At 68.5% G+C, this 23,380-nt stretch carries 21 protein-coding genes and 1 pseudogene; 8 read left to right on the top strand and 14 right to left on the bottom strand.

What is annotated here, in order from left to right; translation table 11 throughout:
- The first annotated feature begins 90 nt into the window (after positions 1-90).
- The 3 genes from KUM49_RS24035 (at position 91) to KUM49_RS24025 (ending at position 3,606) form a co-directional block, all read left to right on the top strand.
- Positions 91-936, top strand: a complete 846-nt coding sequence (locus KUM49_RS24035) for an alpha/beta fold hydrolase (RefSeq protein ID WP_217238992.1) — start codon at positions 91-93, stop codon at positions 934-936.
- Positions 933-2,330: an MFS transporter gene (locus KUM49_RS24030; protein WP_308406714.1), complete on the top strand. Its 1,398-nt coding sequence runs from the start codon at positions 933-935 to the stop codon at positions 2,328-2,330. Before KUM49_RS24035 ends, KUM49_RS24030 begins: the two co-directional genes overlap by 4 nt.
- A gap of 424 nt (positions 2,331-2,754) precedes the next feature.
- Positions 2,755-3,606: a LysR substrate-binding domain-containing protein gene (locus KUM49_RS24025; protein WP_308406713.1), complete on the top strand. Its 852-nt coding sequence runs from the start codon at positions 2,755-2,757 to the stop codon at positions 3,604-3,606.
- Positions 3,607-3,772: 166 nt separating this feature from the next.
- On the opposite strand, the gene KUM49_RS24020 is transcribed toward KUM49_RS24025, so the two are convergent.
- The 8 genes from KUM49_RS24020 to KUM49_RS23985 form a co-directional block, all read right to left on the bottom strand.
- Entirely contained in the window at positions 3,773-4,756 is a 984-nt protein-coding gene (locus tag KUM49_RS24020; RefSeq protein ID WP_217238991.1) for an SGNH/GDSL hydrolase family protein, read from the bottom strand.
- A 177-nt stretch (positions 4,757-4,933) separates the two neighbouring features.
- Positions 4,934-5,605, bottom strand: coding sequence for a response regulator transcription factor (locus KUM49_RS24015; RefSeq protein ID WP_217238990.1), 672 nt, complete (start codon positions 5,603-5,605; stop codon positions 4,934-4,936).
- Positions 5,529-6,785, bottom strand: coding sequence for a sensor histidine kinase (locus tag KUM49_RS24010; RefSeq protein ID WP_217238989.1), 1,257 nt, complete (start codon positions 6,783-6,785; stop codon positions 5,529-5,531). Before KUM49_RS24010 ends, KUM49_RS24015 begins: the two co-directional genes overlap by 77 nt.
- Before the next feature lie 104 nt (positions 6,786-6,889).
- Positions 6,890-9,142: an MMPL family transporter gene (locus tag KUM49_RS24005; protein ID WP_217238988.1), complete on the bottom strand. Its 2,253-nt coding sequence runs from the start codon at positions 9,140-9,142 to the stop codon at positions 6,890-6,892.
- A 285-nt stretch (positions 9,143-9,427) separates the two neighbouring features.
- On the bottom strand, positions 9,428-10,945 hold the full coding sequence (locus tag KUM49_RS24000) for a HAMP domain-containing sensor histidine kinase (RefSeq protein WP_217238987.1): 1,518 nt from the start codon (positions 10,943-10,945) through the stop codon (positions 9,428-9,430).
- Positions 10,942-11,646 carry a response regulator transcription factor gene (locus KUM49_RS23995; RefSeq protein ID WP_217238986.1) on the bottom strand — a complete coding sequence of 235 codons (705 nt, stop codon included), beginning with the start codon at positions 11,644-11,646 and terminating at the stop codon, positions 10,942-10,944. The genes KUM49_RS24000 and KUM49_RS23995 overlap by 4 nt, the downstream gene beginning before the upstream one ends.
- Before the next feature lie 48 nt (positions 11,647-11,694).
- Positions 11,695-12,471: an ABC transporter permease gene (locus KUM49_RS23990; protein ID WP_308406712.1), complete on the bottom strand. Its 777-nt coding sequence runs from the start codon at positions 12,469-12,471 to the stop codon at positions 11,695-11,697.
- 100 nt (positions 12,472-12,571) lie between these two features.
- Positions 12,572-13,486 carry an ABC transporter ATP-binding protein gene (locus tag KUM49_RS23985; RefSeq protein WP_217238985.1) on the bottom strand — a complete coding sequence of 305 codons (915 nt, stop codon included), beginning with the start codon at positions 13,484-13,486 and terminating at the stop codon, positions 12,572-12,574.
- 550 nt (positions 13,487-14,036) lie between these two features.
- Between KUM49_RS23985 and KUM49_RS23980 the strand changes: the two genes are divergently transcribed.
- The 4 genes from KUM49_RS23980 (at position 14,037) to KUM49_RS23965 (ending at position 18,118) form a co-directional block, all read left to right on the top strand.
- Positions 14,037-14,876 (top strand): MBL fold metallo-hydrolase, encoded by an 840-nt coding sequence (locus KUM49_RS23980; RefSeq protein ID WP_217238984.1) that lies wholly within the window; start codon positions 14,037-14,039, stop codon positions 14,874-14,876.
- A gap of 246 nt (positions 14,877-15,122) precedes the next feature.
- Positions 15,123-15,821: a TetR/AcrR family transcriptional regulator gene (locus tag KUM49_RS23975; protein ID WP_217238983.1), complete on the top strand. Its 699-nt coding sequence runs from the start codon at positions 15,123-15,125 to the stop codon at positions 15,819-15,821.
- 10 nt (positions 15,822-15,831) lie between these two features.
- Positions 15,832-16,587, top strand: coding sequence for a ZIP family metal transporter (locus KUM49_RS23970; protein WP_217238982.1), 756 nt, complete (start codon positions 15,832-15,834; stop codon positions 16,585-16,587).
- 373 nt (positions 16,588-16,960) lie between these two features.
- The gene (locus KUM49_RS23965) at positions 16,961-18,118 is read left to right on the top strand and encodes an aromatic acid exporter family protein (protein ID WP_217238981.1); all 1,158 of its coding nucleotides are present in this window, start codon (positions 16,961-16,963) and stop codon (positions 18,116-18,118) included.
- 67 nt (positions 18,119-18,185) lie between these two features.
- Here the strand turns inward: KUM49_RS23965 and KUM49_RS23960 are convergent, their stop codons facing one another.
- The 6 genes from KUM49_RS23960 to KUM49_RS23935 all read right to left on the bottom strand — a co-directional run bounded on the left by KUM49_RS23960 (position 18,186) and on the right by KUM49_RS23935 (position 22,609).
- Entirely contained in the window at positions 18,186-19,175 is a 990-nt protein-coding gene (locus tag KUM49_RS23960; RefSeq protein ID WP_217238980.1) for a magnesium and cobalt transport protein CorA, read from the bottom strand.
- A gap of 603 nt (positions 19,176-19,778) precedes the next feature.
- Positions 19,779-19,970 (bottom strand): DUF4235 domain-containing protein, encoded by a 192-nt coding sequence (locus KUM49_RS50765; RefSeq protein ID WP_217238979.1) that lies wholly within the window; start codon positions 19,968-19,970, stop codon positions 19,779-19,781.
- Positions 19,971-19,972: 2 nt separating this feature from the next.
- The gene (locus tag KUM49_RS23950) at positions 19,973-20,458 is read right to left on the bottom strand and encodes a DUF3618 domain-containing protein (RefSeq protein WP_217238978.1); all 486 of its coding nucleotides are present in this window, start codon (positions 20,456-20,458) and stop codon (positions 19,973-19,975) included.
- A complete protein-coding gene (locus KUM49_RS23945; RefSeq protein ID WP_217238977.1) occupies positions 20,455-20,874 on the bottom strand; it encodes a phage holin family protein in 420 nt (139 codons plus the stop codon). The genes KUM49_RS23950 and KUM49_RS23945 overlap by 4 nt, the downstream gene beginning before the upstream one ends.
- 158 nt (positions 20,875-21,032) lie before the next feature.
- A complete protein-coding gene (locus KUM49_RS48550; protein WP_308406734.1) occupies positions 21,033-21,146 on the bottom strand; it encodes a hypothetical protein in 114 nt (37 codons plus the stop codon).
- 407 nt (positions 21,147-21,553) lie between these two features.
- Entirely contained in the window at positions 21,554-22,609 is a 1,056-nt protein-coding gene (locus KUM49_RS23935) for a YihY/virulence factor BrkB family protein (protein ID WP_217238976.1), read from the bottom strand.
- Between the two features lie 147 nt (positions 22,610-22,756).
- Between KUM49_RS23935 and KUM49_RS23930 the strand changes: the two are divergent.
- Positions 22,757-23,277, top strand: a pseudogene (locus KUM49_RS23930) (PRC and DUF2382 domain-containing protein); the annotation flags it as partial.
- Between the last annotated feature and the right edge of the window lie 103 nt (positions 23,278-23,380).

Genomic DNA, 23,380 nt, shown 5'->3' with positions numbered 1-23,380 from the left:
CAGCCTCCCAGTCATACCTCATATGTATCGCGGGGCAGCTTGTCAGATCTTGCGCTGGATGATGAGGGCTGGGGCACGTGGAATGTGGTCATGACTGATTTTTCCTCCACAGGCACCGTCTTCGTCTTCGTGCACGGGGCCTGGCACGGCTCCGGGCAGTGGGCGGCGACGCAGCGCGCACTCGCCGCACTGGGTGCCGCGAGTATGGCCGTCGACCTGCCAGGGCACGGCTTCGACGCACCGCTGCCCAGCGGATACCTCCAGCCGGGCCAGCCGGGCTTGTTGACCGAGAAGTCCGCGCTCGCCACCGTGACGATGGACGACTGCGCCGAGACCGTGCTGGACACGCTGCGCCAAGCCCGCCACCACCGTCGTGTCGTCCTCGTCGCGCACAGCGCGGGCGGCGGCCCCGCGTCACTGGCCGCCGAGCGTGCACCCGAACTCGTCGATGAGATCGTCTATCTCTCGGCCTTCGTGCCTGCCGGACGGTCGCGGTTCTTCGACTATCTCGACTCGCCCGAGAACGTCACGGCCCGGGGCCAGAGTCTCAATCTCGGCGACCCTGGGGAGCTGGGCGCCGTGCGGATCAACCCGCTCTCACAGGATCCCGCCTACGTCGAGGAACTGCGGCAGACCCACTATCACGACACCGCTCTGGACCGCTTCGACCGCTGGCGCTCGGCACTGAGCCCCGATCTGCCGCTGGCGATCCCGACCACGCCGGTCATCGTGACTCCGCAACGCTGGGGGCGTGTACCGCGGACCTTCCTGCGCTGTGCGGACGACCGGGCGCTGCCGCCAACCGTGCAGGATTTGATGATCGCGGAGGCCGACCGGGCCATGCCCGGCAATCCGTTCACCGTGCGCACCCTCCCGGGCAGCCACAGTCCGTTCGCCGCCCGGCCCCGTGAGCTCGCTGCGGCTCTGCTGCCGTGAGCGGCCATCGCCTGGTGCTGCCGGTGGTGCTCAGCGCCACTTTCGTGCAACTGCTCAACGTCACTGTCGCCCAGGTGGCTGCGCCGGCGATACAGGCCGGCCTGGACGCTTCTTCCGGCGCCGTGCAACTGGTCCTGGCCGGATACACCCTGACGTACGCGTGCCTGCTCATCCCCGCCGCACGGCTCGGCGACCGGTACGGCTACCGCCGCCTGTTCGTGACGGGCACCGTGGTCTTCACCGCGGGCTCGGTGGCCGGCGCGTGTGCCCCCGACGCCGCATCACTGATCGCGGCCCGGCTGGTGCAGGGCGCGGGCAGCGGCCTGGTCGCCCCCCAGGTCCTGTCGCTCATCCGGGCCGCTACTCCCGCAACACGCCGACCGCGTGCGCTGGGCCTGTACGGCGCCACCATGGCCGTCGCGTCACTGGCCGGGCCCCTGATCGGTGGCCTCGTCCTCAGCGCCGATCTCTTCGGCCTCGGCTGGCGGCCGGTGATGCTCCTCACCGTGCCGGTGGCGCTCGCCTCGCTGGCCGGAGCGACCGCGCTGCCCCGCACCCGCGGGGCAGCCGGACTCCGCGTCGACAGGCTGGGTGCGTTGCTGGTCACCGTGGGAGCCGGCGCACTGGTCCTGCCCCTGGCGCTGGGGCGGGAAGCAGGCTGGCCCTGGTGGACATGGGCCGGATTCGCCGTGGCTGTTGCCGCCCTCGGCCACTTCGTCCGGAGCCTCCCGCACCGGCCCGACCCGCTGATCCATCCCGCGGTGCTGCGTGACCGGTCGGCGCGCCGGGGCACGTTGCTGGTGTTCGTGTTCAACACGGGCGTGCCCTCCTTCACCTACCTGCTCTTCCTCCACCTTCAGTCCGCCGTCGGGTACTCGGCCCTGGCGGCCGCGCTGACGTCAGCACCGTTCGCCGCCGCCGCGGTTGTCGGCAGCAGAGCCGCGCCCGCTCTCACCCGCCGGCACGGGCCGGGGGTGCTCACCGTCGCGTCCCTGGTGCTGGCCGGGATGTGTCTGGCGCTGGCCCCGCTCGTCGGCTCGGCAGCGGGACGCCAGGCGGCACTGCCCGTGCTGGCCGTCGGCGGAGCCGCGTTCGGTGCCTTCACCGCCTCGGTGTTCACGCTGGTCCTGGCCGAGGTGCACGGCCCCGCCGCCGGTTCGGTCTCCGGACTGCTGCCCACAGCACAGCAGCTCGGCGGATCCGTCGGAGTGACCGCGGCCGGACTCGCCTACTATGCCCCCGCCGCCGATGCGGACACCGCGTTCCGGCACGCCATGCTCTACCAGGTCGCCGCCTTCACCATCACCGCGCTGATCAGCCTCCGGCTTCGCGACCGGCCTGGCACCGAGCCCGTGCACGGTCATAGCAGCCACAACGGAAGGGCACGTATATAAGATAAGAGGTCGCTCTCTTTCCGAACCTCGTGTGCGGATTTCGCTGGTCAGACATGGGATTGCAGCTGTCACGGGATTCTCGGCTCGTTGCTGGCCGAGATGTTGTGGGGGTGGCGGACGCCGTCGATGCGGGCGGTTCTGGAAGCGCGGCGGAAAGCCGCGGTAGTCCCGCGCCGATCCAATAGGCGATGTTCATGGTTCCCGTTCATGGGCCACCGGTTTACAGGGCCCTGTCGGTTGCGTGTGTGCGGGGTATGGGGCGATCGTCTCGCCTTCGGCGGGACCCACCACCGATACGGCGGGGTCAGCCTGCGGTTCGCTGGTCTTGGCTTCTTCGGTCATGCTCACGAGTGCACAGCCGGGGCCCTCCCCGTGTCCAAGACCGATCCCGCAGTTGCCGATACCTCGTCGGTATCGTTGCAGCGTGGAGCTACGAACCCTGCGTTACTTCGTGGCGGTCGCCGAGGAACTCCACTTCGGCCGGGCCGCCAACCGGCTGCACATGAGTCAGCCGCCGCTGAGCCGGGCGATCAAGCAGCTGGAGGCCGACGTCGGGGCCCTGCTGTTCACCCGCTCGCCTGTCGGCGTCACGCTCACTGCGGTGGGCACGGTGCTGCTCGACGAGGCGCGGGCCCTGCTCGACCATGCCGACAGCGTCCGCGTGCGCGTAAGCGCCGCGGCCGGCGTCGCGACCATCACCGTCGGCATCCTGGGCGACGGCACCGACCCGGGAATGACCAGGCTGGCCGCCGCCTACCGCCGACGCCACCCCGGCATCGACATCCGCATCCGCGACACCGATCTGACCGACCCGACGTGCGGGCTGCGCGCCGGCCTGGTCGACGTCGCCTTGACCCGAGCTCCGTTCGACGAGACCGCCCTGACGGTCCGTGCGCTGCGGACCGATCCAGTCGGCGCGGTCCTGCGCGCCGATGATCCGCTGGCCCGCCGCGACCGGCTGCGCCTGGTCGACCTGAGCGACCGCCGCTGGTTTCAGTTCCCTGCGGGAACCGACCCCATCTGGCAGTCATACTGGAACGGCGGCAAGCCGCGAGCGGGCCCAGCAGTGCGCGCCGTCCAGGAATGCCTGCAGGCCGTGCTGTGGAGCGGAACGGTCGGCCTGGCCCCGCTCGGACACGACCTGCCCGCGGAGTTGGTCGTGGTACCGCTGATCGACATGGCACCGAGCCGAGTGGTGGCGGCGTGGAACGAAAGTGACACCAACCCCTTGATCCGATCCTTCATCGAGCTCGCGACAGCCGCGTACCGCCACTGAACACCGGCAACCGGTGCTGCTGCAGCCCGTGAACAATTCGAACGCCGCGGCCCTCGGGACTGCCTCCCGAAGGGGTGAACATCTGCTGTCCCTTCTCGGGCTCTGGTTCACTTCTTGGGCTCTGTCGCTGATTTGGGGGTGCGTGAGGATCAAGAGTAGGTGGGCATCACCTGGGTGTGGGGGATGTGGTTCGCCTCGCTGCGCATGCTTCGACATGTCGGTTTGTTGCCCCCATGGCACGCAGGATGATCTGCGTGACTCCGCGTTGTCCGCGAGCGTTGGGGTGTATCGGTGCCGCCGGGCTACTGGGGATCAATGGCTCGATCCATCGTGTGTCCTGGGCTGAGCAGACGCCGTGCTCCCGGGATTCGGTTTCGGTGTCCACGTAGGTGGCGCCGGCTGTTTGGGCCTGTTGCCGCAGCACCTTGTTGAGCTGGTCTTCCCTCTCCCGCAGGTAGGCGATATCGCCGGGAGCAAGGGGAAGGACGGGTCCGCATCCCGTGCCGCCGGGCGGCAGGATCGCGGGGTAGCCGACGATGTAGAGGTGCGCCCTGGGCGCACGCCGCCTGATCTCTTGCGTCAGGTCGGACAGTGCCGTTCCCAGCGCTGTCATCCGCTGCTGCGTCCTGTCGGTGCCGTCCTTGACGTAACGCTCTCGGCAGGGAGCGTCGACCGAGACGTCCTTGTTGCGAGTGATGAGCTTGTACGCCGTTCCCATGGTGAGGCAGCGGGTGAGCATGCTGCTGAAGCCGATGTCATTGCCTCCGATGCCGACGGTGACGAGCCGGGTCCGGCGGGACAGGGCGGAGAGCTGTGCAGGATTGTGGCCGTCGTCGGTGGACTGAGGCGAGGTGAAGTCCGCTGTCGTCGCGCCGCTGCAGCTCATGTCGCGGAACATGCCCGGTTTGAGCTTGAGCCGGGCGGCGAGCAGCGCCGGGTAGTTGTGGTCGGAGCGGTCACAGCCAGCGGGTTTGCCGCTCTGAGCTGGTATGCGTGGACCGGAAGTGTAGGAGTCGCCGAGAGCGACATAGGGGCCCTGCAGGACGCTGTCCCTAGCAGTGTCGCTGTCCTGACGGGTCTCGGCGACGGCGACGGTCAGGACTACTGCGGACAGGAGGATTCCGGTCAGAACGAAGCGTGGGTGCGTCACGATGTCTTGTGTCCCGTCTTCTGAGTGGCTTGATCGGTCAGGGACAGGGCATGCCCGATGCCTGCGAGAGCGGCAGCGTCGACAAGGGATGGCGGCCCTGTTGCGGCGTGCGGCGGGGGCTCGGGCGACTTGGAGGCGTCCCTGGGGGCCGGTGAAAGGCGCTGGTCGCCTCGTCTGTCACTGCGGCGGTTGCATCAGGCCGGACTGGTAGGCGAAGGCGACGAGCTGTGCACGATCGCGGGCGCCCGTCTTGGTTTTGGCGCGCTGTACGTGGGTGCGGACGGTCAGAGGGCTGAGGAAGAGTTCCTCGGCGATCTCGTCGTTGGATTTGCCCTCCGCGACCACGGCCAGCACCTCGCGCTCGCGCGGAGTAAGGCTGCTGAATCGCTCGGGGGCAGGGGCGACGGAGGTGGGCACGGGTAGGGCAAGGAAGCGGGTGATCAGTGAGCGGGTGGCTACGGGTGACAGCAAGGCGTCACCGGAGGCGACCGTGCGGATGCCGTCGAGGAAGGCGTCGGCAGTGGTGCTCTTGCCGAGGAAGCCACTCGCACCCAGGTGCAGGGCCTGGGCGACGTGCTCGTCGGTCTGGAACGTGGTGAGGATGAGGACGCGTGTGTCCTGCAGCTCGCTCTGGTCGCAGATGGCGGCGGTCGCGGCCAGTCCGTCGGTGCCGGGCATGCGGATGTCCATCAGAACGACGTCCGGGCGGTGGATGCCGGCCAGCGTGATGGCCTGCTGTCCGTCGGCGGCCTCGGCGACGACCTCCATGTCGTCACAGGAGTCGATCAGCACCCGGAAGGTCGCTCGCAGCAGGGCCTGGTCGTCGGCAATCAGTACGCGGATCGTCATGGAACTCACTCTCTGCTCTGGCGCTGATGGGAAGTTCGGCCGTGACGGCGAAGCCGCCTTCCGGGCGGCGCCCTGCACGGAAGCGGCCCCCGGCGGACTGAGCGCGCTCTCGCATGCCGATGAGACCGAAGCCTCCGCCGGGTGCGCGCGGGGGCGCGATCGGACTGCTGTCGTTGCTCACGGTGATCGTCAACTGCTCTCGGGCGTAGGCGAGGTGGACATGTGCCGTGTTCACCGCGGCGTGTTTGGCAACATTGGTGAGCGCTTCCTGCACAATGCGGAAGGCGCTCAGGTCTACCCCGGCCGACAGGGGCTTCACGGGGCCTTCGACAGCGATCGTGATGTGCAGTGCGGCGGCGGCGAAGGCGGCGACCAGGTCAGGAAGCCGGTCAAGTCCAGGTGCGGGATTGAGCGATTCCTCTGCGGTCTCGGACTGGCGCAACAGGCCCACGGTCGCCTCGAGTTCGCGCAGCGCTGCCGTGGTCGTGCCGGTGAGTTCGGTGAGGATGCGGCCGGTCTGCGCGGGATGAGTGGAGAACAGGTGGGCGGCTGTGGCGGCCTGAGCGTTGGCTAGAGCCATGTGGTGGGCCACCACATCGTGCAGTTCCCGGGCGATGCGGACACGTTCTTCGGTGACGCGGCGTTGTGCTTCCTCGTAGCGGGTGCGTTCGGCGTCCTCGGCACGGGTGCGGACGGTGTCCATGTACGCGCGGCGGGCTCGCACGGCCAATCCATGCAGGATGGGCAGCAGGATCCAGAAGGCAAGGCTCACCGCTTCGTTCGCCCAGGGCTCATCCTCGGCATCCCAGCGCAGGGCAGTGGGCACGAGGACGACAGCAGCCAGGAGACCGTAGAGGCGGATGGCTTGCTGAGAGACCTGGAGAGTCAGTTCGTACAGGGCGACGATGACCGGGAGCAGCAGGAGGGGGCCGAAGGTGCTGCCCTGGGCGCCTGCGACGGCGGTGCCGAGGGTGGTGAGGACGACAACGGTGCCGGGGTGTCGGCGGCGCGCCAGCAGGCTCGTACAGGTGACTGCCGCGAGGGCGAAGCCCGGCCACCACAGGGTGTCGTCGCCGACCCGGCGGTACTGGTTGCTGGTGGCCGCATAGATCAACAGGAGGAAAGCCGCTTCGACGAGGCGGGGGTGCCGATCGATGCAACGTCGCAGGCGGGTGACCATGGTTTCTCCGCAGTGCCGTGACCGAGGGCTGAAGAAGTGGACAGAGTGGAGGCCAGTCCGGGCCGCTCTGGGACGGGGTCCGAGCGGCCCGGCCGGCACGTGCGTCAGGCCGTCACGGAGGCCCGTGGATTGTCGGCAGGCAGATCATGCGGCGCGGAGACCTGTTGGGTGAGTGCTTCGCCCTCGACGTCGACGCGGGGCATCAGCCGGTCCAGCCGGCGTGGGAGCCACCATGCCCGCTTGCCGAGGAGCGCCAGGACCGCGGGCACGAATGCCATACGGACGACGAAGGCGTCGAAGAAGACGGCACTGGCCAGTCCGAAGCCGACCATCTTGACCAGGGATTCGCCGCCCGTCATGAACCCGCCGAACACCGCCATCATGATCAGCGCTGCTGCCCCTACGACCTGGGCGCTGTGCCGGAAACCGGTGACGATGGCCTGGCCGGGCCCTTCTCCGTGGATGTGCGCCTCGCGGATCCGGGAGACGAGGAAGACCTGATAGTCCATGGCGAGGCCGAAGACGATACCCACCAGGAAGATGGGCATGGTGCTCATGATCGGGCCGGTTTCGTCGACGCCGAAGATGCCGGCTCCGTGGCCCTGTTGGAAGACCGTGACGATCGCGCCGAGAGCTGCACCGACGGACAGCAGGAAGCCGAGCGCGGCCTTGAGCGGCACCAGGATCGAACGGAAGACCAGGGCCAGGAGGAGGAAGGCGAGACCGACGACGACCGCGAGGTAGGGAATGAGGGCGTCCTGCATCTTCTGGCCCACGTCGATGTTCAGGGCGGTGGTGCCGGTGACCTTGAAGTCGGCGCCGGTGGCGGACTCCACCGCGGTGCGCTCGCTGCGGATGGTGTGCACCAGGTCCTGCGTCTGCTGGCTGGTGGGTGCGGTCGAGGGGACAGCGGCGATCACCGCTGTGTCTTTCGCCTCGTTGAACCGTACCGGGGAGACGGAGACGACTCCCTTGGTCTCGGCGAGCTTGTCGGAGACCGCGGTCACGGCCGCCTGCGGGTCCTTGGCCTTCTTGACGTCGACGACCACGGTCAGCGGGCCGTTGAAGCCCGGGCCGAAGCCCTCGGCGAGCGCGTCGTAGGCGCGGCGCTCGGTGGTTGCGGTCGACTTGGCCTCATCGCCAGGCATACCCATCCGCAGGTCCAGCGACGGCACCGCGAGCGCCCCGAGGCCGATCACTGACAGGAGCAGAACCGGCAGCGGGCGGCGCACCACGAACTGCGCCCACCGAACACCCCAGGGGGCCTTCGTGGTGGTGCCGGCCGTCTTGGTCCTGCCGATAGGGCTGAGGATCTTGGTGCGGGTGCGGCGTCCGCCCTTGCGGTCACGGCGCGAGAGCACCGCATTGGGCCAGAATCCCAGGAGTGCCGGCACTGCGGTCAGGGCGATCAGGACTCCGACCATGACTGCGCCTGCCGAGCCGATACCCATCTTGCTGAGCATCGGGACGCCGATGACGGAGAGACCCAGCAAAGCGATGACGACGGTGAGGCCGGCGAAGACGACCGCGCTTCCGGCCGTGCCCACAGCGAGGGCAGCCGCCTCCTGCGGCTCGTGTCCCTTGGCCCGCTCCTCCCGGTAGCGCGAGACCACGAACAGGGAGTAGTCGATGCCGACGGCGAGGCCGAGCATCATCGCCAGTTCACCGACCGTCGAGGAGAACCCGAGGGCACTGCTCAGGGCGGTGATTGCGGCCAGGCTGATGCTGACGCCGAGGATGGCGGTGAGCAGGGGGAGGCCGGCGGCGGCGAGCGAGCCGAAGGTGATCAGCAGAACCACCGCGGCGACGAGAACGCCGAGTACCTCACCCACGCCCTGCGCGGCTTCGGTCTCCAGCGCGGAGCCGCCGACCTCGACGGTCAGGCCCGCGTCCCGGGCCTGCTCGACCGCCTTGGTCAGGTCCGTCTTGCTGGCGTCGGTGAGATCGTCGCTGGCGACCTTGTAGGTGACGGTGGCGTACGCCGTCGACTTGTCCTTGCTGACGGCGTTCGTGTCGAAGGGGCTGGTCGCGTCGGCGACCTGTGCCCCGTTGGCCACCGCGGCAACGAGTTTGCCGATGGCCGAGTGGTTGGCGGCGGCGGTGACGTGCGAACCGTGTTCCGCGACGAACACGATGCGGGCCTCGGCACCGTCCGCTTCGGCGCCCGGGAAACGCTCATTGATCAGGTCGAACGCCTGCTGGGATTCGATGCCGGGCAGGGAGGACGAGTCGTCTGGTGCCTCGGACGCGGTGGAAGCCCCGAGGAACACGGCGGCCAGCACCGCCACCCAGGCCAGCACCACTATGCGGCGCTTGCGGAAGGCCCATTGGCCCACCCGATGCAAGAAAGTCGCCATGAAGGACATCTCCATATCTGGATATCGGGAACGTCTCTCACCCTGGCGGGCAGGCCTCTCCATGTCGTCGGCCCTATCGACAATCCCCTGTACTCAAAAACAAGTAGGACTCGGCGGGTGTCTCATCTCCCGCTGGTAGTCCCCCAGCCGCGAACGGCAGAGGGGGCGCGAACAGAAAGGCGACACACCTGGGTGGAGCACGCCATCGGCGGGTCTTGGATTCGGGTATGCGTCGGCTACATCCGGCCGTTCGCATCGGCCGGCCGAGGGGTTACCGCGCTGTCCTCAGGAATTGCTGACGGAGCTGTCGGGATGCAACGGCAGCAGGACGCGGAACGTGGCGCCCTCCCCCGGCACGGAGCGGACCTCAACACGGCCGCGGTGAGCGGTCACCAGGGAGCGGACGATGGACAGTCCGAGACCGGCACCGCCAGTCTGTGTGCGGCCGCGAGCGGTGTCGGCACGGTAGAAACGGTCGAAGATGTGGCCGGTCTGCTCGGCCGCGATTCCTGGCCCCTCATCGCTCAGCTCCAGGACTGCCTGATCCTCCAGCGTGCCGACACCGATGCGTACCGGCGTGCCGGGCGGGGTGTGGGCGATGGCGTTGCCGACGAGATTGGAGGTGACCTGTCGAAGTCGGGACTCGTCGCCCAGGACGGGGGCGCCACCGGGCGGACCGCCGCCCGGGCCGGTCAGGGTGACGGGACGTTCGGGGGCCAAGGCCCGTAGGTCGTGCAGGGCGTCGGCGGCCAGGGTGCGCAGGTCCATGGGGGTGAGACGAAGGGTCGGATGCACATCACCGGTGGCATCTTCGTCGAGCCTGGCAAGCAGCAGCAGGTCCTCGACAATGCGGGCGAGGCGGGCTGCTTCGCGTTCGATACGGCTCATGGCGGCATCGACATCGGCGCGCTCGGGCATGCCACCCATCCGATACAACTCGGTGAAGCCTTTGATCCCGAACAACGGGGTGCGCAGTTCGTGGCTGGCGTCCGCGACAAAAGTGCGCATGCGCTCGTTGGTGGCGGCGCGAGCGGCGTCGCCGGCTTCGATGCGGTCCAGCATGCCGTTGAGCGCGGCGGACAGCCGGCCCAGTTCGGTGCGCGTCGTGTCCGGCTGCGGGACCCGGCTCGACAGATCTCCGCCCGCGATGGCCGCTGCCGTCGTCTCGATGCGCCGCAGCGGCCGCAGACCGGCCCGCACGGCGAACCAGGCGATGATGCCCAAGCAGACGAGCACCAGGGAATCGATCACCAGCATCCACACGCCCAGCTGCCGGATCGTCGTGTGGACCGGCGCCAGAGAACCGGCCACGACGACGCTGCCGACCTCGTCCACCTGGGTGTCGTGGTCGGCGGCCAACGGGGCAGCGATGACACGCCACTCATCGCCGTCACCCTTGCCCAGGACCTGGAAGGGGTGCTGGTCTCGGGCCGCGATCGCTGCCGTGTCCAGGACCGGAAGCCGTGGGGTGGCATGGGTGGCCGGACGCAGCGTATGCCGCAGATGCCCTTCGGCATCGAGGTAGGCGACGTAGACATCGCCCGCCAGGTCGCCCTCCACGGCATCGCGCGTCTCCGGTGCCGACTCGCCGGACGTGTCTTCCGTGTTCGACAGCCGTGCCGCAGTCGTGACAGCGGTGCGCAGCCGGTCATCCAGCTGCTGCACCAGTTGCCGTTGCAGCAGGGTGACGAGTAGGGCGTTACTGGCCAACAGGGCGGCGATGACCAGCAGCAACGTGATGGCCACGACCCGCCCGCGCAGCGACAGACGGCTGATTGGCCCGCGCGTGGCAGCCGCACTCATCCGCGGGGCCTGCGCAGGACATAGCCGGTGCCACGCACCGTATGGATCAGCTTCCGTTCGCCGGTGTCGATTTTGCGGCGCAGGTAGCTGATGTAGGAGGCGACGATGGAGTCGTCGCCGTCGAAGTCGTAGTGCCAGACCTGGTCCAGCAGCTGATCCCTGGACAAGACCTGGCCAGCGTTGTCCATCAGCACGCGCAGCAGGTTGAATTCGGTCGGAGACAGCTGCACCGGCTCGCCGCCTCGCGTCACCTGGTGGCTGTCGAGATCGAGTTCCAGGTCGTCGACGACCACGAGCCCATCGAGCCGGCGGCCGCTGGTGCGGCGCAGCACGGCCTGGATGCGCAGGATGAGTTCCTCGAGGTTGAAGGGCTTGGTCACGTAGTCGTCCCCGCCGGCCCGCAGGCCGCTGATGCGGTCCTCGGCTGCGTCCCGGGCCGTCAGGAAGAGGATCGGCGGGTGCCCGCTTCCGGAACCGGACGGATGCTCGCGCAGGCGGCGTGCGACCTCGAAGCCGTCGAAGTCGGGCAGCATCACGTCCAGGACGATCAGATCGGGGCGCTTGTCGCGGACCGCTTCCAGGGCCTGGCCGCCGGCTTCGGCCGAAATCACTTCGAAGCCGGCCAGCCGCAAGCTGGCAGACAGCAGCTCACGCAGCGTGGGCTCGTCCTCCACCAGTAGCAGTCGCTGTGTCGTCGTCATGGCACCCGTCCCCGGCTGATGATCCTCTGTCTTCACTGTCCCGCCTTGCTAGGCGTCACGCTTGCGGAACACGACGAACGCCGCCGTCATCAAGGCCGCCACGCATCCGGCCATGACGCCCACGCCTGCCCAGGGACTCAGCAACATGGGGTCCTGATAGCTGGTGATGATCTGCCCGCCGGCGATCGGCGGCCAGTACTTCGACACCCAGTCGCCGAGTCCTGCGGGCAGGGCCGGGGCGAAGGCCTGAACGATCAGCATCACGCCGAACAGCGTGGTCACTGTTGCCGTGGTGGAGCGGATCACCGTGCCCAGAGCCAGCCCGAAGAGCCCGGCCAGTGCCAGATAAAGACCACCACCTGCGATGCCACGCAGTGCCACGCCGTCGGAGAGTGTCAGGTGCGGGGCGCCCGCCCCGGACAGCGACGCCTGCCCCACGAGAAACCCGGCCAGTGACACCGCGATCCCGACCGGGAGCGCCACGCCCACCAGCACCACAGCCTTGGACACCAGCACCCGCGCCCGGTGCGGAACAGCGATCAGGGTGGGGACGATCGTGCGCGCACCGTATTCCGAGGTGATGACCAGGCCGCCCAACAGGCCGAGCGCGATCTGCGCAAGCAGGTAGCCGCGCAGGCTGGTCGCCAACGGGTCGAACGAGGCCTGGTCCGCGGGACTCAGGTCCGCGAACTCACTGCCTGCGGACGAGGCGTTCAGCGCAGCAAGACCAATGCAGAACGTCAGAGTGCCCAGGATCACGTACACCGTCGACCGCATCGTGCGGATCTTGATCCACTCAGCGTGCAGGCAGTGCCAGAAGGTCACCTTCCACTCCGCGCACGATCCGGGTCCGACTGAAGGCGGGACACGACCAAGTGCCGACGGGCTTTTGTCGACCTGGCAGGGAGTTGCGTAGGAGCGCGCGTCATCGGCTCGTCTCCTTCTCTGACTGGTACTCCACCGCATCGCGAGTCAGGTCCATGAATGCCTTTTCCAGCGACACTTGGCGCGGAGCAAGCTCGTGCAGCTCCACTCCGCCCAGCGATGCCAGGGCCCCGATCTCGGCGGCTTCCAGACCTGTCACCACCAAGGCGTCACCGCCCTCGGTCCGCACCTGAACGGCCGCGGTGAGCATGCTGCGCAGGGCCTCGGCCTGAGGGGTGCGAACAAGGACCTCACGCTCGGAGTGCGCCTCGATGAAGTCCTTCATCGTCGTGTCAGCGATCAGCTTTCCGCGACCGATGACGATGAGATGGTCGGCGGTCAACTCCATCTCACTCATCAGATGACTGGACATCAAAACCGCGCGTCCTTCGGCCGCCATCCTCCGCATCAGCGAACGGATCCACACAATGCCCTCCGGATCCAGCCCGTTGAGCGGCTCGTCGAACACCAGCACCGGAGGATCACCCAACAGGGCCGCGGCGATGCCCAGCCGCTGACGCATTCCGAGGGAGAACGTCCCCGCACGCCGGCGACTCACCTTCTCCAAGCCGACTTCCGCCAGTACCTCGTCCACCCGGCGGCGCGGAATTCCGTTGCCGGCCGCCAACGCCGACAAATGATGATAGGCGGTGCGGCTGGGCAGTACTGCGCCCGGATCCAGGAGCGCCCCGACCACCTTCAGTGGCGCGGGCTGCGCGGCGTACGGCCGACCGGCCACTGTCGCAGTCCCGGAACTGGCGGCGTCCAGACCCAGAATCATGCGCATCGTGGTCGACTTGCCGGCTCCATTGGGCCCCAGGAACCCGGTCACTTCCCCGGGGCGGACAGCAAATGTCAGATCATCCACAGCCAGGACCTCGCCATAGCGTTTCGACAGGCCGCATACTTCGATCACCGAGACTCCAGACCGGCAGTGGTGCACGCGACCGTCGCGTGCACCACTCACTGTCCGCTACCGACGTAGGCCCGATCTGGACGAACATGAACGTTTCATGGCGACGCCAAGTCTCTGACCTGGGAAGCTCCCACAGACAGCACCCGATGCCCCTGGGACTCACATGAAACTCACATGATGAGGTCCGGCCGACAGTCATCGGTGGCCATACCTCAATGGCAGGTCAAACCGTGCAGGAAGCGACCGACTGGGCCGCTCCATTCCTCCTCGGCCCATCCCTACGCGGCCCGCCCCGTTGGGACCACAGACCGTTGGACGCGTGGTGGCACCATCGCACGCACGCCCAAGAAGAACGACCGGGACTTCCACGAGGAGATCCAGGTCGCGTACAGCGTGACCGTTTCCAGCCCCGCTCTCCTGCTCGTAAGGAGAGTCGTCCGACACGAGGTACGAGGACAGTGCCGTGGCACTGCAGGCCCGATACCTAGCAGGTATCGGGCCCGCAGATCAGGTATTGGACGCTCGGTTGGCGGTAACGGACCATACCTTCATGTCACCGCTTCCCATGCCTTCCCCCTGGGCGGAGCCTCTTCCTGAGGCCGCGCCGCCATCTGAAATGACGCTGTACCAATTGCCTACTGGAACCTACGAAACCAGGGCGGCATTCGCTTTCAAGGGCGGCTCGTTCCGCGATAAGCGCCGGTTCGCCGCGACGGCGACCCTGCTGCGGCACCCGCAGGGTGATCTGTTGATCGATGCGGGTTTCGGCTCTCACGTTGCCGCGCACATTCAGTCTCTCCCGCGCATGGAGCAGGCTCCATACCAGGTGACCAGCACCGCCAGCGATCAACTTACAGCCAGCGGCTACGACCGCAGCGGGCTGCGTGGTGTGCTGCTGACCCATTCTCACTGGGATCACGTCAGCGGCCTCGACGAGCTTCAGGTGCCCATCTGGATCAATGCAGGGGAACTGCAACATGCGAGCGAACATCGCGGCGGGAAAGTATTCCGTGAAGTCTCCGCAGGTCACAAAATTCACCAGTACGAACTCAACGGACCCGCCTATCTAGGCTTCTCGTCGAGCTTCGACGTTTATGGCGATGGCTCAGTGGTCATCGTGCCCGCCAGAGGTCACACGACTGGCTCTGTGATCATCTTCGTCACTCTGCCGACCCGCAAGCGGTACGCCTTCATCGGCGACCTGACTTGGCAAATCGACGGCATCCGCCGTCGTGTCGAACGACCGCTCTTGCTGCGCAAACTCGCCGACACTGATCCCGAACTGGTGCGTGACGACTTGCTTCGCATGATCGCGCTCGCGGACGTCATGCAGATCGTGCCTGCCCACGACGTCAATGCCTACGACGGGATCCCACTGCTTGCCGACTGATCGGCGCCAGTCTCGACGCGCCCGGCCGTTGAACATCCCCAGACAATGTCAGGTCCCTGGAGGACCGAGCTTGCTGCCTCGGCCTGGGCGTCGATTGCAGGTTGTTCCCGTCGTCGGCTTCGGCGGGACACCTGTGGCCCGGGTAACGAAAAGTGTTACGACCGAAGTCACAGCTCCGCCCTGCAGCGGGCGGGCATCTGGCGACCGTTGTGGTCCACCTGGACCACAATGACGCATGGTGAGGTCATGGGGCGAAACCGAGGCTTCGACGAGACCACCGTGCTCGATGTCGTCCGCGACCGGTTCTGGACCACCGGATTCGACGGCACGTCCACCTACGACCTCATGGAAGTCGACCGGCCTGGGCAAGGGCAGCACTACAAGGCGTTCGGCAACAAGCACGCCCTGTATGCGCGCGTCTTCTCCGACTACTGCCAGGGCCTCGTCGCCCAGGCCCGAGAGGAGCTGCGGGCGGGCCCGCACGCGGTGCTCACCTCGCCGATGGCCCGCCTGGAGCGCTACGTCGTCTCACTCGCCGACGCCTTCGCGACCGAGTCGCCCCGCCGGGGATGCTTCCTCAGCAAGGTCACCGCGGACCGCGCCGGAGAGGACGACATGGTGGCGGGCACGGCCCGGCGCGCGTTCGAGGATCTCGCCGGCGCCCTCGCGTCCGCGATACGCGACGCCCAGGACGCGGGAGAAGTGGCCGAGCACGCCGACGCCACGGCCCTGCACCCCGTGATGCCGGTCTGCGCCACGAGTTCCGCCGAGCTCCGCGAGGCCATGTCCCGGCTTCTGGCCGGCGAGCCCCTGCACACCGACAGCGCTCTGAGCCAGGAGAACCTCGCCCGAGAGGCCCAGGTCACCTTTCTCCGCGGGTGGACGGCTCATTCCTGGCTGCACGGCCGCGCCGGTTGCCCGTTGATCCACATCCATTGCGGGTAGACGGGTCGGCATGGCTGAAGTCGTACAAGCTGGACTATGGGGGTTGGTGGCGGGCTCGGCGCTGCTGCTCGGTGCCGCGCTGGGGTACGGGCTGCGGGTGCCGCAGAAGGTGATTGCGACGGTGATGGCCTTCGGTGCCGGGGTGCTGATCTCGGCGGTGTCCTTCGAGCTGGTCGGGGAGGCGTACGAGCAGGCGGGGCTTGCCCCCGCGGCCATCGGCGCACTCATCGGCGCACTCGCCTACACCGGGGGCAACGTGTGGCTGGCCCGCCAGGGTGCGCGCCACCGTAAGCGCTCCGGTCACGCGCAGGCGCAGCCTTCGGAGGCCGAGCAGGGCGGGTCCGGGGCGGCGCTCGCGCTAGGCGCCCTGCTCGATGGGGTGCCGGAGTCCGCGGTCATCGGCGTCAGCCTGCTGGATGGCGGGGCGGTGAGTCTGGTGACGGTGGCTGCGGTGTTCATCAGCAACGTTCCCGAGGGGCTGTCCAGTTCGGCAGGGATGAAGAAGGCCGGCCGCACCAAGGGGTATGTCTTCGGTGTCTGGGCCGCCATCGCGGCGGCCAGCACGGTGTCGTCCGTCCTCGGTTACACGGTGGTCGGTTCCTTCTCCCCCGCCGTGATCGCCGCGGTGACCGCGGTGGCGGCCGGGGCGATCCTCGCGATGATCGCCGACACGATGATCCCCGAAGCGTTCGACGACGCCCACCTGGCCATTGGGCTGATCACCGTCAGCGGCTTCCTCGTCTCCTTCGCCCTCTCCCACGCCTGACCGCTGGGGCTGGGAGGGGGCGGACCATGCCGTGGTGCTGTGTGTGACGGGTGGCGCCCGAGTCCCGTCCGAGGCCCTGGCCGCCCGCAGGTGCCCCAGGGGAATCTGCCATGACAACACCGGCCCTGAACGGTGCCGGGGGCGTTGTAGTACCGACCTGAAGGAAACGCGGTGACGGCGATACTGCCGAGGTCGGCGAGTGAACCGCTGTTGACGGAGGTCAGGACCTCCATCGGCCCGCAGCCCACGTCTGCACCGAGACGGCATGTGAGGCGCAGTGCCGTGCGCGTCCGGTGCCGTTTGTCCTCGTCGAAGGCCGTGAGAGTGCCCACAGGGCCGCATCTGTTGTCCCTCGTGTGGCACTTGCTTTGCCATGGAGTGGACGGGGCGGGCAACAGGGACGGTTCGGCGTCATGGCTGGGCTGTTGTGCGGGCGGTGCGGCGGGCGTGGACGGAACCGGGCCGTGAACGCGATCTGATGGTGCAGGCCGACAAGGCGGCGCTGGCCGCATGTGTGGCGTGGGCGGTGGCGGGATGGTGGCTGCAGGCTCCGATGGCGTTCGTCGCTCCGTGGGTGGCGGTCGTGCTGGTGGAGTCAACGGTGTACCGGTCACTCGCGCACGGTCTGCAGCAGGTGGCGGCGATCGCGGTGGGCACGGTGGTGGCGACGGCCGTCGCGTTGGTGCTGGACAGCACGATGGTCACGATGGTTGTGGTGCTTCCGGCGGTGTTGCTGCTGGCGCAGTGGCAGCGTCTGGGCAGCCAGGGCATCTATGCCGCCACGGGTGCGCTGTTCGTCCTGACCAACGGACAGGTCTCCCTGGTGACTTCGGGCGCGCGCATCGCGGAGGCGGTCTTCGGAGCGGTGGTCGGCATCGCGGTCAACGCACTGGTCCGGCCGCCGGTGTACCTGCGTGACACTCGCGCCGCCCTCCAGGACGCCGCCCGTGAGGCGCAGGAGATCCTGGAAGCGGTGGCCGAGGGGCTGGACGACGGTGCGTGGGACACTCACGCGGCTGGGGACTGGCATGAGCGAGCGCTGCGGCTGGGACGCCTGGTCGATCAGGCCCGCTCTGCGATCGGCTGGAGCCGCGAAAGCATGCGGGGCAATCACCGCCGGCGCGGTATGGGGACCGTCTCCCCGCCCGGGAAGGCGTACGACGATGCGCTGGCCGTACTGGACCATGTCGCCGTGCATACCGCGGGCGTGACCCGCACCGTGCTGGAGATCGCGAGCCACAACGGGGAAGTAGCCCGCCCCGGCCCGCAGATCACCGGGCCCTACGCCGACTTCCTGCGCCACACCGGCCGGGCAATCGGTCTCTACGGCCAGACCCGATTCGCCGGAGCCGGCACTGAGGAGTCTGGCGACGAGACGCTGCGTGAGGCTGCCGAGGAGCTGCGCCGCAGCCTCGACGAGCTCCGCCGGCGGCTGCCCGGCACTGTGGCAGATGATCCTGATGCGCTGGCGACGCATGGCGCGCTGCTGGCCCAGGCCCGTCGTCTGGCCGATCAGCTCGTCCAGGACTGACCCCTTTGAGGGCGGCGCCGGCAGTGGTGTCGCCTCGCGTTCGTCGACCGACAGCGGTGCCTGGCGTTCATAGCCAGCCGTTGCGGCGGAAGGTCCGGTGCAGCAGGGCGGCGGCGCCGACCATCAGGGTGATGGCGAGCGGGTATCCGTACGTCCAGCTCAGTTCCGGCATGTGGGCGAAGTTCATGCCGTAGATGCCGGCGACGAGGGTCGGGGTGGCCAGGATCGCGGCCCAGGCGGAGATGCGGCGCATGTCGTCGTTCTGCCAGGTTCCCACCCGTGCGAGGTGGGCGTCGAGGGCGGAGTTGAGCAGCTCGTCCAGGGAGCGCACTTCGGTGTCGGTGCGGTGCATGTGGTCGGCGACGTCGCGGAAGTACGGCAGCATCTCCTCGGGCCACCCGGCGTGGGGGCCGACGAAGTCCTGCACGACCGGAACCAAGGGCTGGACGGCGTCGCGGAATTCCAGGACCTCCCGTTTGAGCGAGTAAATCGGCTCGGTGAAGTCCTCGCGCTCCGGGGAGAACACGCGCCGCTCCAGCGCGGTCAGGTCGGTACGGACCTGGACGGCGGCCTCGGTATAGGAGTCGACCACCGTGTCCAGGACGGCGTGCAGCACGGCGACGGGTCCGAACCGCAGCATCTGCGGAACCTCACCGAGCCGCCGGGCCGCCTCGCCGGTGGGGTCGGCCGGTCCATGACGGACGGTCAGGGCGAACCGGGGTCCGGTGAAGACCATCACCTCGCCGGTCTCCACCTCGCAGCCGTCCCTGACGTACCACAAGGTCTTCAACGCGACGACAAGCACGTCCCCGTAACGCTCCCGCTTGGGCCGCTGGTGCGCCTCGCCGGCGTCCTCGACCGCCAGCGGATGCAGCCCCAGAGGGCCCGCCAGTTCTTGCAGATCGCCTGGGCCGGGATCGTCCAGATGCACCCAGCAGAACTCGCCTTCCCCCACCCGTTTCAGACTGTCCAGCACCGCCGCACGGCCACCGTCGACCTGTCGGCAGTCCACCTGCTCCGGCTCGCCCGCTGACTCGCGGTAGATGACGCACCTCATCCTTCACGCCTGCACCGCAGCGGCGATTGCACGCCTGCCGTCTATCGTCAGCAAGCCGTCAGACATGCGTCCACACATGGCCACCACACTTCCTCCACGCGACCAGGCTTTCCGTCTGGACGGGCGGGGCTACCCGAACCCGAGGAGCCGTCCTTCACGAGGAGTTGTCGTGGTCTTCTCCGTCTTCGTGCTGCCCCCGGGGCTGCTGTGCCTGGTACTTGCGCTCGGCCGCTAAGAGGAGTGGCTGCTCAGGCGACTCGCGCCCCCACAGTCCGCGCGCCACGCCATGCCCAGGCGCCACCTGTCCCTCGTCCCGCACCTGGGCTCCCAAGCGCAGTCAGGCGGCAACGAGTCTGAGCACCGGCGGGTCGCCCGCGCCGCTTAACCAGGTGCGGCAGCCACCGCAGGTCACCGAGACGCTCGACGGCTGAGCCTCCAACATGCTGGAGAACCGCGCTTCACCCGGAAACCCGCCCGTCGGCCTGCACCGCTGCCGATCGCGCACGGTCAGCCGGTCGTTCGGACCGGGTAACTCCGCGACCTCCCGCTGAGGGCTTCATTGGCGCACGATGATCAGGGCGATGTCTACGCGGGCTCCGCCGGTCACGCCGAGGCGGGCCAGCAGGGCGGCGGCGAGGCGTTCTGGGTCCAGGCATCGTCGGTTACGTCCAGGGCGTCCTCGTCACGGCCGAGCTTCTTCTTCCACACCTGCTTGAACAGGCCGCCGGCGACCACGCCGCTGAGCGCGCCGAGCGCCATGCCGACCGGCTTGTAGGCGACTTTCGATGCCTTCACCGCTACCTCCCGCCCTGGCGGCGCAGCAGGAGCCAGGCGGCCACCGCCACGCCGCCGGCCACGATCAGCGCAGTGCGGTTGTCGCGGGCGGCCTGGGCACTCTGCTGGGCTTTGACGCGGACCGGTTCGGGTGCCTTCTCCTGCCACACCTGACCCGCCTGTCCGGCCTTGGCCTTCACCTGCTCGGCGGCTGCGGTGGCCTTGTCCTTGACCGGGTCGGGCAGCTTTTCCTGCACCAGGTGCGCGGCCTCGGCAGCCTTCACCTTGACCTGCCCGGTCAGTTCCGCGGCCTTGGCGCCCGCCTGCTCCGTCAGCACGCCCACCTGTTCCTGGACAGCAGTCGCCTTCTCCTGGGCGCGGGACTTGACGTCCGTCTTGGCGGCCAGGTCCTCGACCGTCTCCCCGAGCTCGTGGCGGGTCTGCTCGACCTGCTCCCGCAGCTCTTCGGTGCTGGAGGCGGTGGACTCGTCGTGGGGTGACTGGGTCATCGCTGTGCACTCTCCTTGATCTCGGCCACATCGGCCTTGACGCTGTCGATGGTCTGCTCGGGTGCCGACGGTGCGGCCTGGCTGACCTCCTTCTTGCCCGTCAGGGCGAGCACCGCGGTGATCACGCCGAGAACGGCGGTGACGATCAGGGCCGCGGCCCACACCGGGAGGGGAACAGCCAAGGCTGCGATGGCGGTGGCGACCAGGGCCTGCGCTGTCAGGAAGCCGACCAGACCGGCCCCGCCGAACAGGCCGCCGCCCTTGCCATACCGCTTGCCCTTCTCCTTCATTTCCGCCTGCGCCAGCCGCATCTCCCCGCGGACCAGCTCCGTCAGCTGCTGGGAGGCCCGCTGGACCAGATCACCGACCGGCTCCTGCGAGCCGCTCGGGCCGCGGTGGGAATCTTGCGTACTCATGACGGATCGCCGCCTTTCTCAGCTGCCGGTAACAGCCGTCGCCTGGATGCAGGCGACGACTTGTGCCGTTGGACGGCCCACGCCCGCCTCACCGGGTCCCGGTACCCGGATGCGGGTGCGCCAACCGGCGGACCTGCGGTTTCGGTGGCTTGTGGCTGTCATCGCAGCAAGCGCACCGCCAGGCGCGGAGCACAATGCACCGAGGCGGCTGCGGCCAGGCCGATCGCGGCGCCGACGGCGACGTCGGAGGGGTGGTGGGCGCCCGTGTGCACGCGTTCGGCGGCCGCCAGGACGGCCGGCACCACACACCGCGCCCGCCCAGGGCCACGCCGCTGCCACCGCGGCGCTGAACGCCCCGGCTGCGGCGGTGTGTCCGGAAGGGAAGGACAAGGAGTCGGGGCGGTCGTGGACCTCCTCGTGCGCGATCCACAGGCCGGCGGTCGCAGCCCGGCGGCCCCGCCACCCGGTGACGGACAGCGCCGCGGCGGCACCGCACCACAGCTTGGTGTGCTCGGCACTCTCCTCCGCCGCCGGCAGGACCCGTCGTACGCAGCCCGACCGCCACGACGCCGCCCACCGCGTCAATCGGCGATCACCCTCACGAAGATCCGCCAGCACTCTCATGACCTGCGACTTCCCGGTCTGAGCAGCGCCTAACTCGATGGCCTCGGCAGATACCTCATGCGAGGCGGCGCCGGTCCTCCTCGCTCCACGCGCGGGTGTCGCGGGGCGGGACATAGGGCTCTTCGTCCTCGGGCAGACCACCGGCGACGGCGCGCTGGCGGGCCATCTCCGCGTCGAACTCCAGGCCGAGCAGGATCGCGATGTTGCTGATCCACAGCCACACCAGGAACACGATCACACCGGCGAGGGTGCCGTAGGTCTTGTTGTAGGAGGCGAAGTTCGCCACGTAGAACGCGAACCCGGCCGACGCGATCACCCAGATCACCAGGGCCAGCAGGCTGCCGGGCGTGACCCACCGGAAGCCACGACCCTTCACGTTCGGCGTCGCCCAGAACAGAATCGCCATCATGATCGTGACCAGCACGACCAGCACCGGCCACTTCGCGATCGACCACACGGTCAGCGCCGTGTCCCCGACCCCCAGGGCGGTACCTGCGTGCTGGGCCAGGCCGCCGGTGAACACCACGATCAGTGCGCTGACCACCGCGAGCACCAGCAGCGCCACCGTCACGCCCAGACGGACGGGCAGCACCTTCCACACCGGGCGCCCCTCCGGCGTGTCGTACACAGCGTTGGCGGTACGGATGAACGCCGCGACGTAGCCGGATGCCGACCACACCGCCACCGCCAGGCCAACGATCGCCACGACCGAGCCGATACCCGCGTGGCCCTGCAGCTGGGTTACGGCATCGCGGACGACGTCGCGGGCCGATCCGGGGGTGAGTTTCTGGAGGTTGTCCAGCACCTGCTGCGTCGCCGACTGACCGGCGATCCCGAGCAGCGAGACGAGTACCAGCAGCGCGGGGAAGAGGGAGAGCACGCCATAGTAGGTCAGCGCTGCGGCCCGGTCGGCCAGCTCATCGTCCTTGAACTCCTTGACGGTGCCATTCAGCACCGCCCGCCAGGAACGCCCAGGCAGCTTTGTGGGTTCGTCCGGGGCCCGCCGCTCGACCTGCTCATCCGGTCCCGGGCGCCTCTCACGCCCGGGTTCTGCGTCCTGGCCGGCTGCGTTGTGCCGCCCCTGCCTCCGCGTGGTGACGTTCCGTGCCATGACGGGCGGGTATCCGCGCGCCCACCCGGCATGCTCCACAGCCCAGATGCGCACGAATTGATCCGGTTCGCGAGTCTCATGACGTTTACGAGGGCTAGCTGATCTGAGGGCCAGCAGAAGGAGTATCGCGATGATCACCCGAGGGGCCACCCGGTCTACGACACAGACGGCGACAAGATCGGAGACGCGAAGCACGTCCTCTCGACGACGTCACCGGCCAGCCGGAATGGGTCAGCGTCAAGACCGGCCTGTTCGGCACCAGCGAGTCGTTCGCGCCCATCCACGACGCCGGTATCGGCGAGGACCACCTGGAGGTCCACTACTCCAAAGACAAGGTCAAGGACGCTCCCACCGTCGACGTCGACGCCGGGACCACCTGTCCGAGGACGAAGAACACCGCCTGTACGAGCGCTACGGCATCGACTGGGACGCCGCATGGCAGCAGGCCAACAGCCGGAACCGGCGGCTGGGCCCGCACCGACGCCGAAACCGGCACCGCTGGCACCGGCACCGGGACGGAAGCCACCGGTGACGACGCGACGACCCGCTCCGAAGAGCAGCTGCACGTCGGCACCGAACGTCAGGAGGTCGGCCGGGCCCGGCTGCGCAAGTACGTCGTCACCGAAGAGGTCCAGCAGACCGTCCCCGTCCGCCACGAAGATCACCGACGTCAGGCGGGCACGGCTTGAACGGACGCAGCGTCGCGCCGGCTACCGACAAGGTCGCGGTCACCCGCCTTGACCGGTAAGGACGATGCCCCGCTGCCATCGG

This window comes from Streptomyces sp. AC555_RSS877 (assembly GCF_019049245.1).
Classification (GTDB): domain Bacteria; phylum Actinomycetota; class Actinomycetes; order Streptomycetales; family Streptomycetaceae; genus Streptomyces.
The sequence above is the reverse complement of the archived record's forward strand: the minus strand, read 5'-3'. Positions and strand labels throughout refer to the sequence as shown.

What these genes read in the sequence shown, in the direction of transcription:
- KUM49_RS23995 (WP_217238986.1), bottom strand. Translation starts at nt 11,646, where the DNA reads ATGACGACGACACAGCGACTGCTACTGGTGGAGGACGAGCCCACGCTG.
- KUM49_RS23960 (WP_217238980.1), bottom strand. Translation starts at nt 19,175, where the DNA reads ATGAGGTGCGTCATCTACCGCGAGTCAGCGGGCGAGCCGGAGCAGGTG.
- KUM49_RS23980 (WP_217238984.1), top strand. Translation starts at nt 14,037, where the DNA reads ATGTCACCGCTTCCCATGCCTTCCCCCTGGGCGGAGCCTCTTCCTGAG.
- KUM49_RS24000 (WP_217238987.1), bottom strand. Translation starts at nt 10,945, where the DNA reads ATGAGTGCGGCTGCCACGCGCGGGCCAATCAGCCGTCTGTCGCTGCGC.
- KUM49_RS24005 (WP_217238988.1), bottom strand. Translation starts at nt 9,142, where the DNA reads ATGGCGACTTTCTTGCATCGGGTGGGCCAATGGGCCTTCCGCAAGCGC.
- KUM49_RS23965 (WP_217238981.1), top strand. Translation starts at nt 16,961, where the DNA reads ATGGAGTGGACGGGGCGGGCAACAGGGACGGTTCGGCGTCATGGCTGG.
- KUM49_RS24010 (WP_217238989.1), bottom strand. Translation starts at nt 6,785, where the DNA reads ATGGTCACCCGCCTGCGACGTTGCATCGATCGGCACCCCCGCCTCGTC.
- KUM49_RS23975 (WP_217238983.1), top strand. Translation starts at nt 15,123, where the DNA reads ATGGGGCGAAACCGAGGCTTCGACGAGACCACCGTGCTCGATGTCGTC.
- KUM49_RS23970 (WP_217238982.1), top strand. Translation starts at nt 15,832, where the DNA reads ATGGCTGAAGTCGTACAAGCTGGACTATGGGGGTTGGTGGCGGGCTCG.
- KUM49_RS23945 (WP_217238977.1), bottom strand. Translation starts at nt 20,874, where the DNA reads ATGAGTACGCAAGATTCCCACCGCGGCCCGAGCGGCTCGCAGGAGCCG.
- KUM49_RS24035 (WP_217238992.1), top strand. Translation starts at nt 91, where the DNA reads ATGACTGATTTTTCCTCCACAGGCACCGTCTTCGTCTTCGTGCACGGG.
- KUM49_RS23950 (WP_217238978.1), bottom strand. Translation starts at nt 20,458, where the DNA reads ATGACCCAGTCACCCCACGACGAGTCCACCGCCTCCAGCACCGAAGAG.
- KUM49_RS23935 (WP_217238976.1), bottom strand. Translation starts at nt 22,609, where the DNA reads ATGGCACGGAACGTCACCACGCGGAGGCAGGGGCGGCACAACGCAGCC.
- KUM49_RS24015 (WP_217238990.1), bottom strand. Translation starts at nt 5,605, where the DNA reads ATGACGATCCGCGTACTGATTGCCGACGACCAGGCCCTGCTGCGAGCG.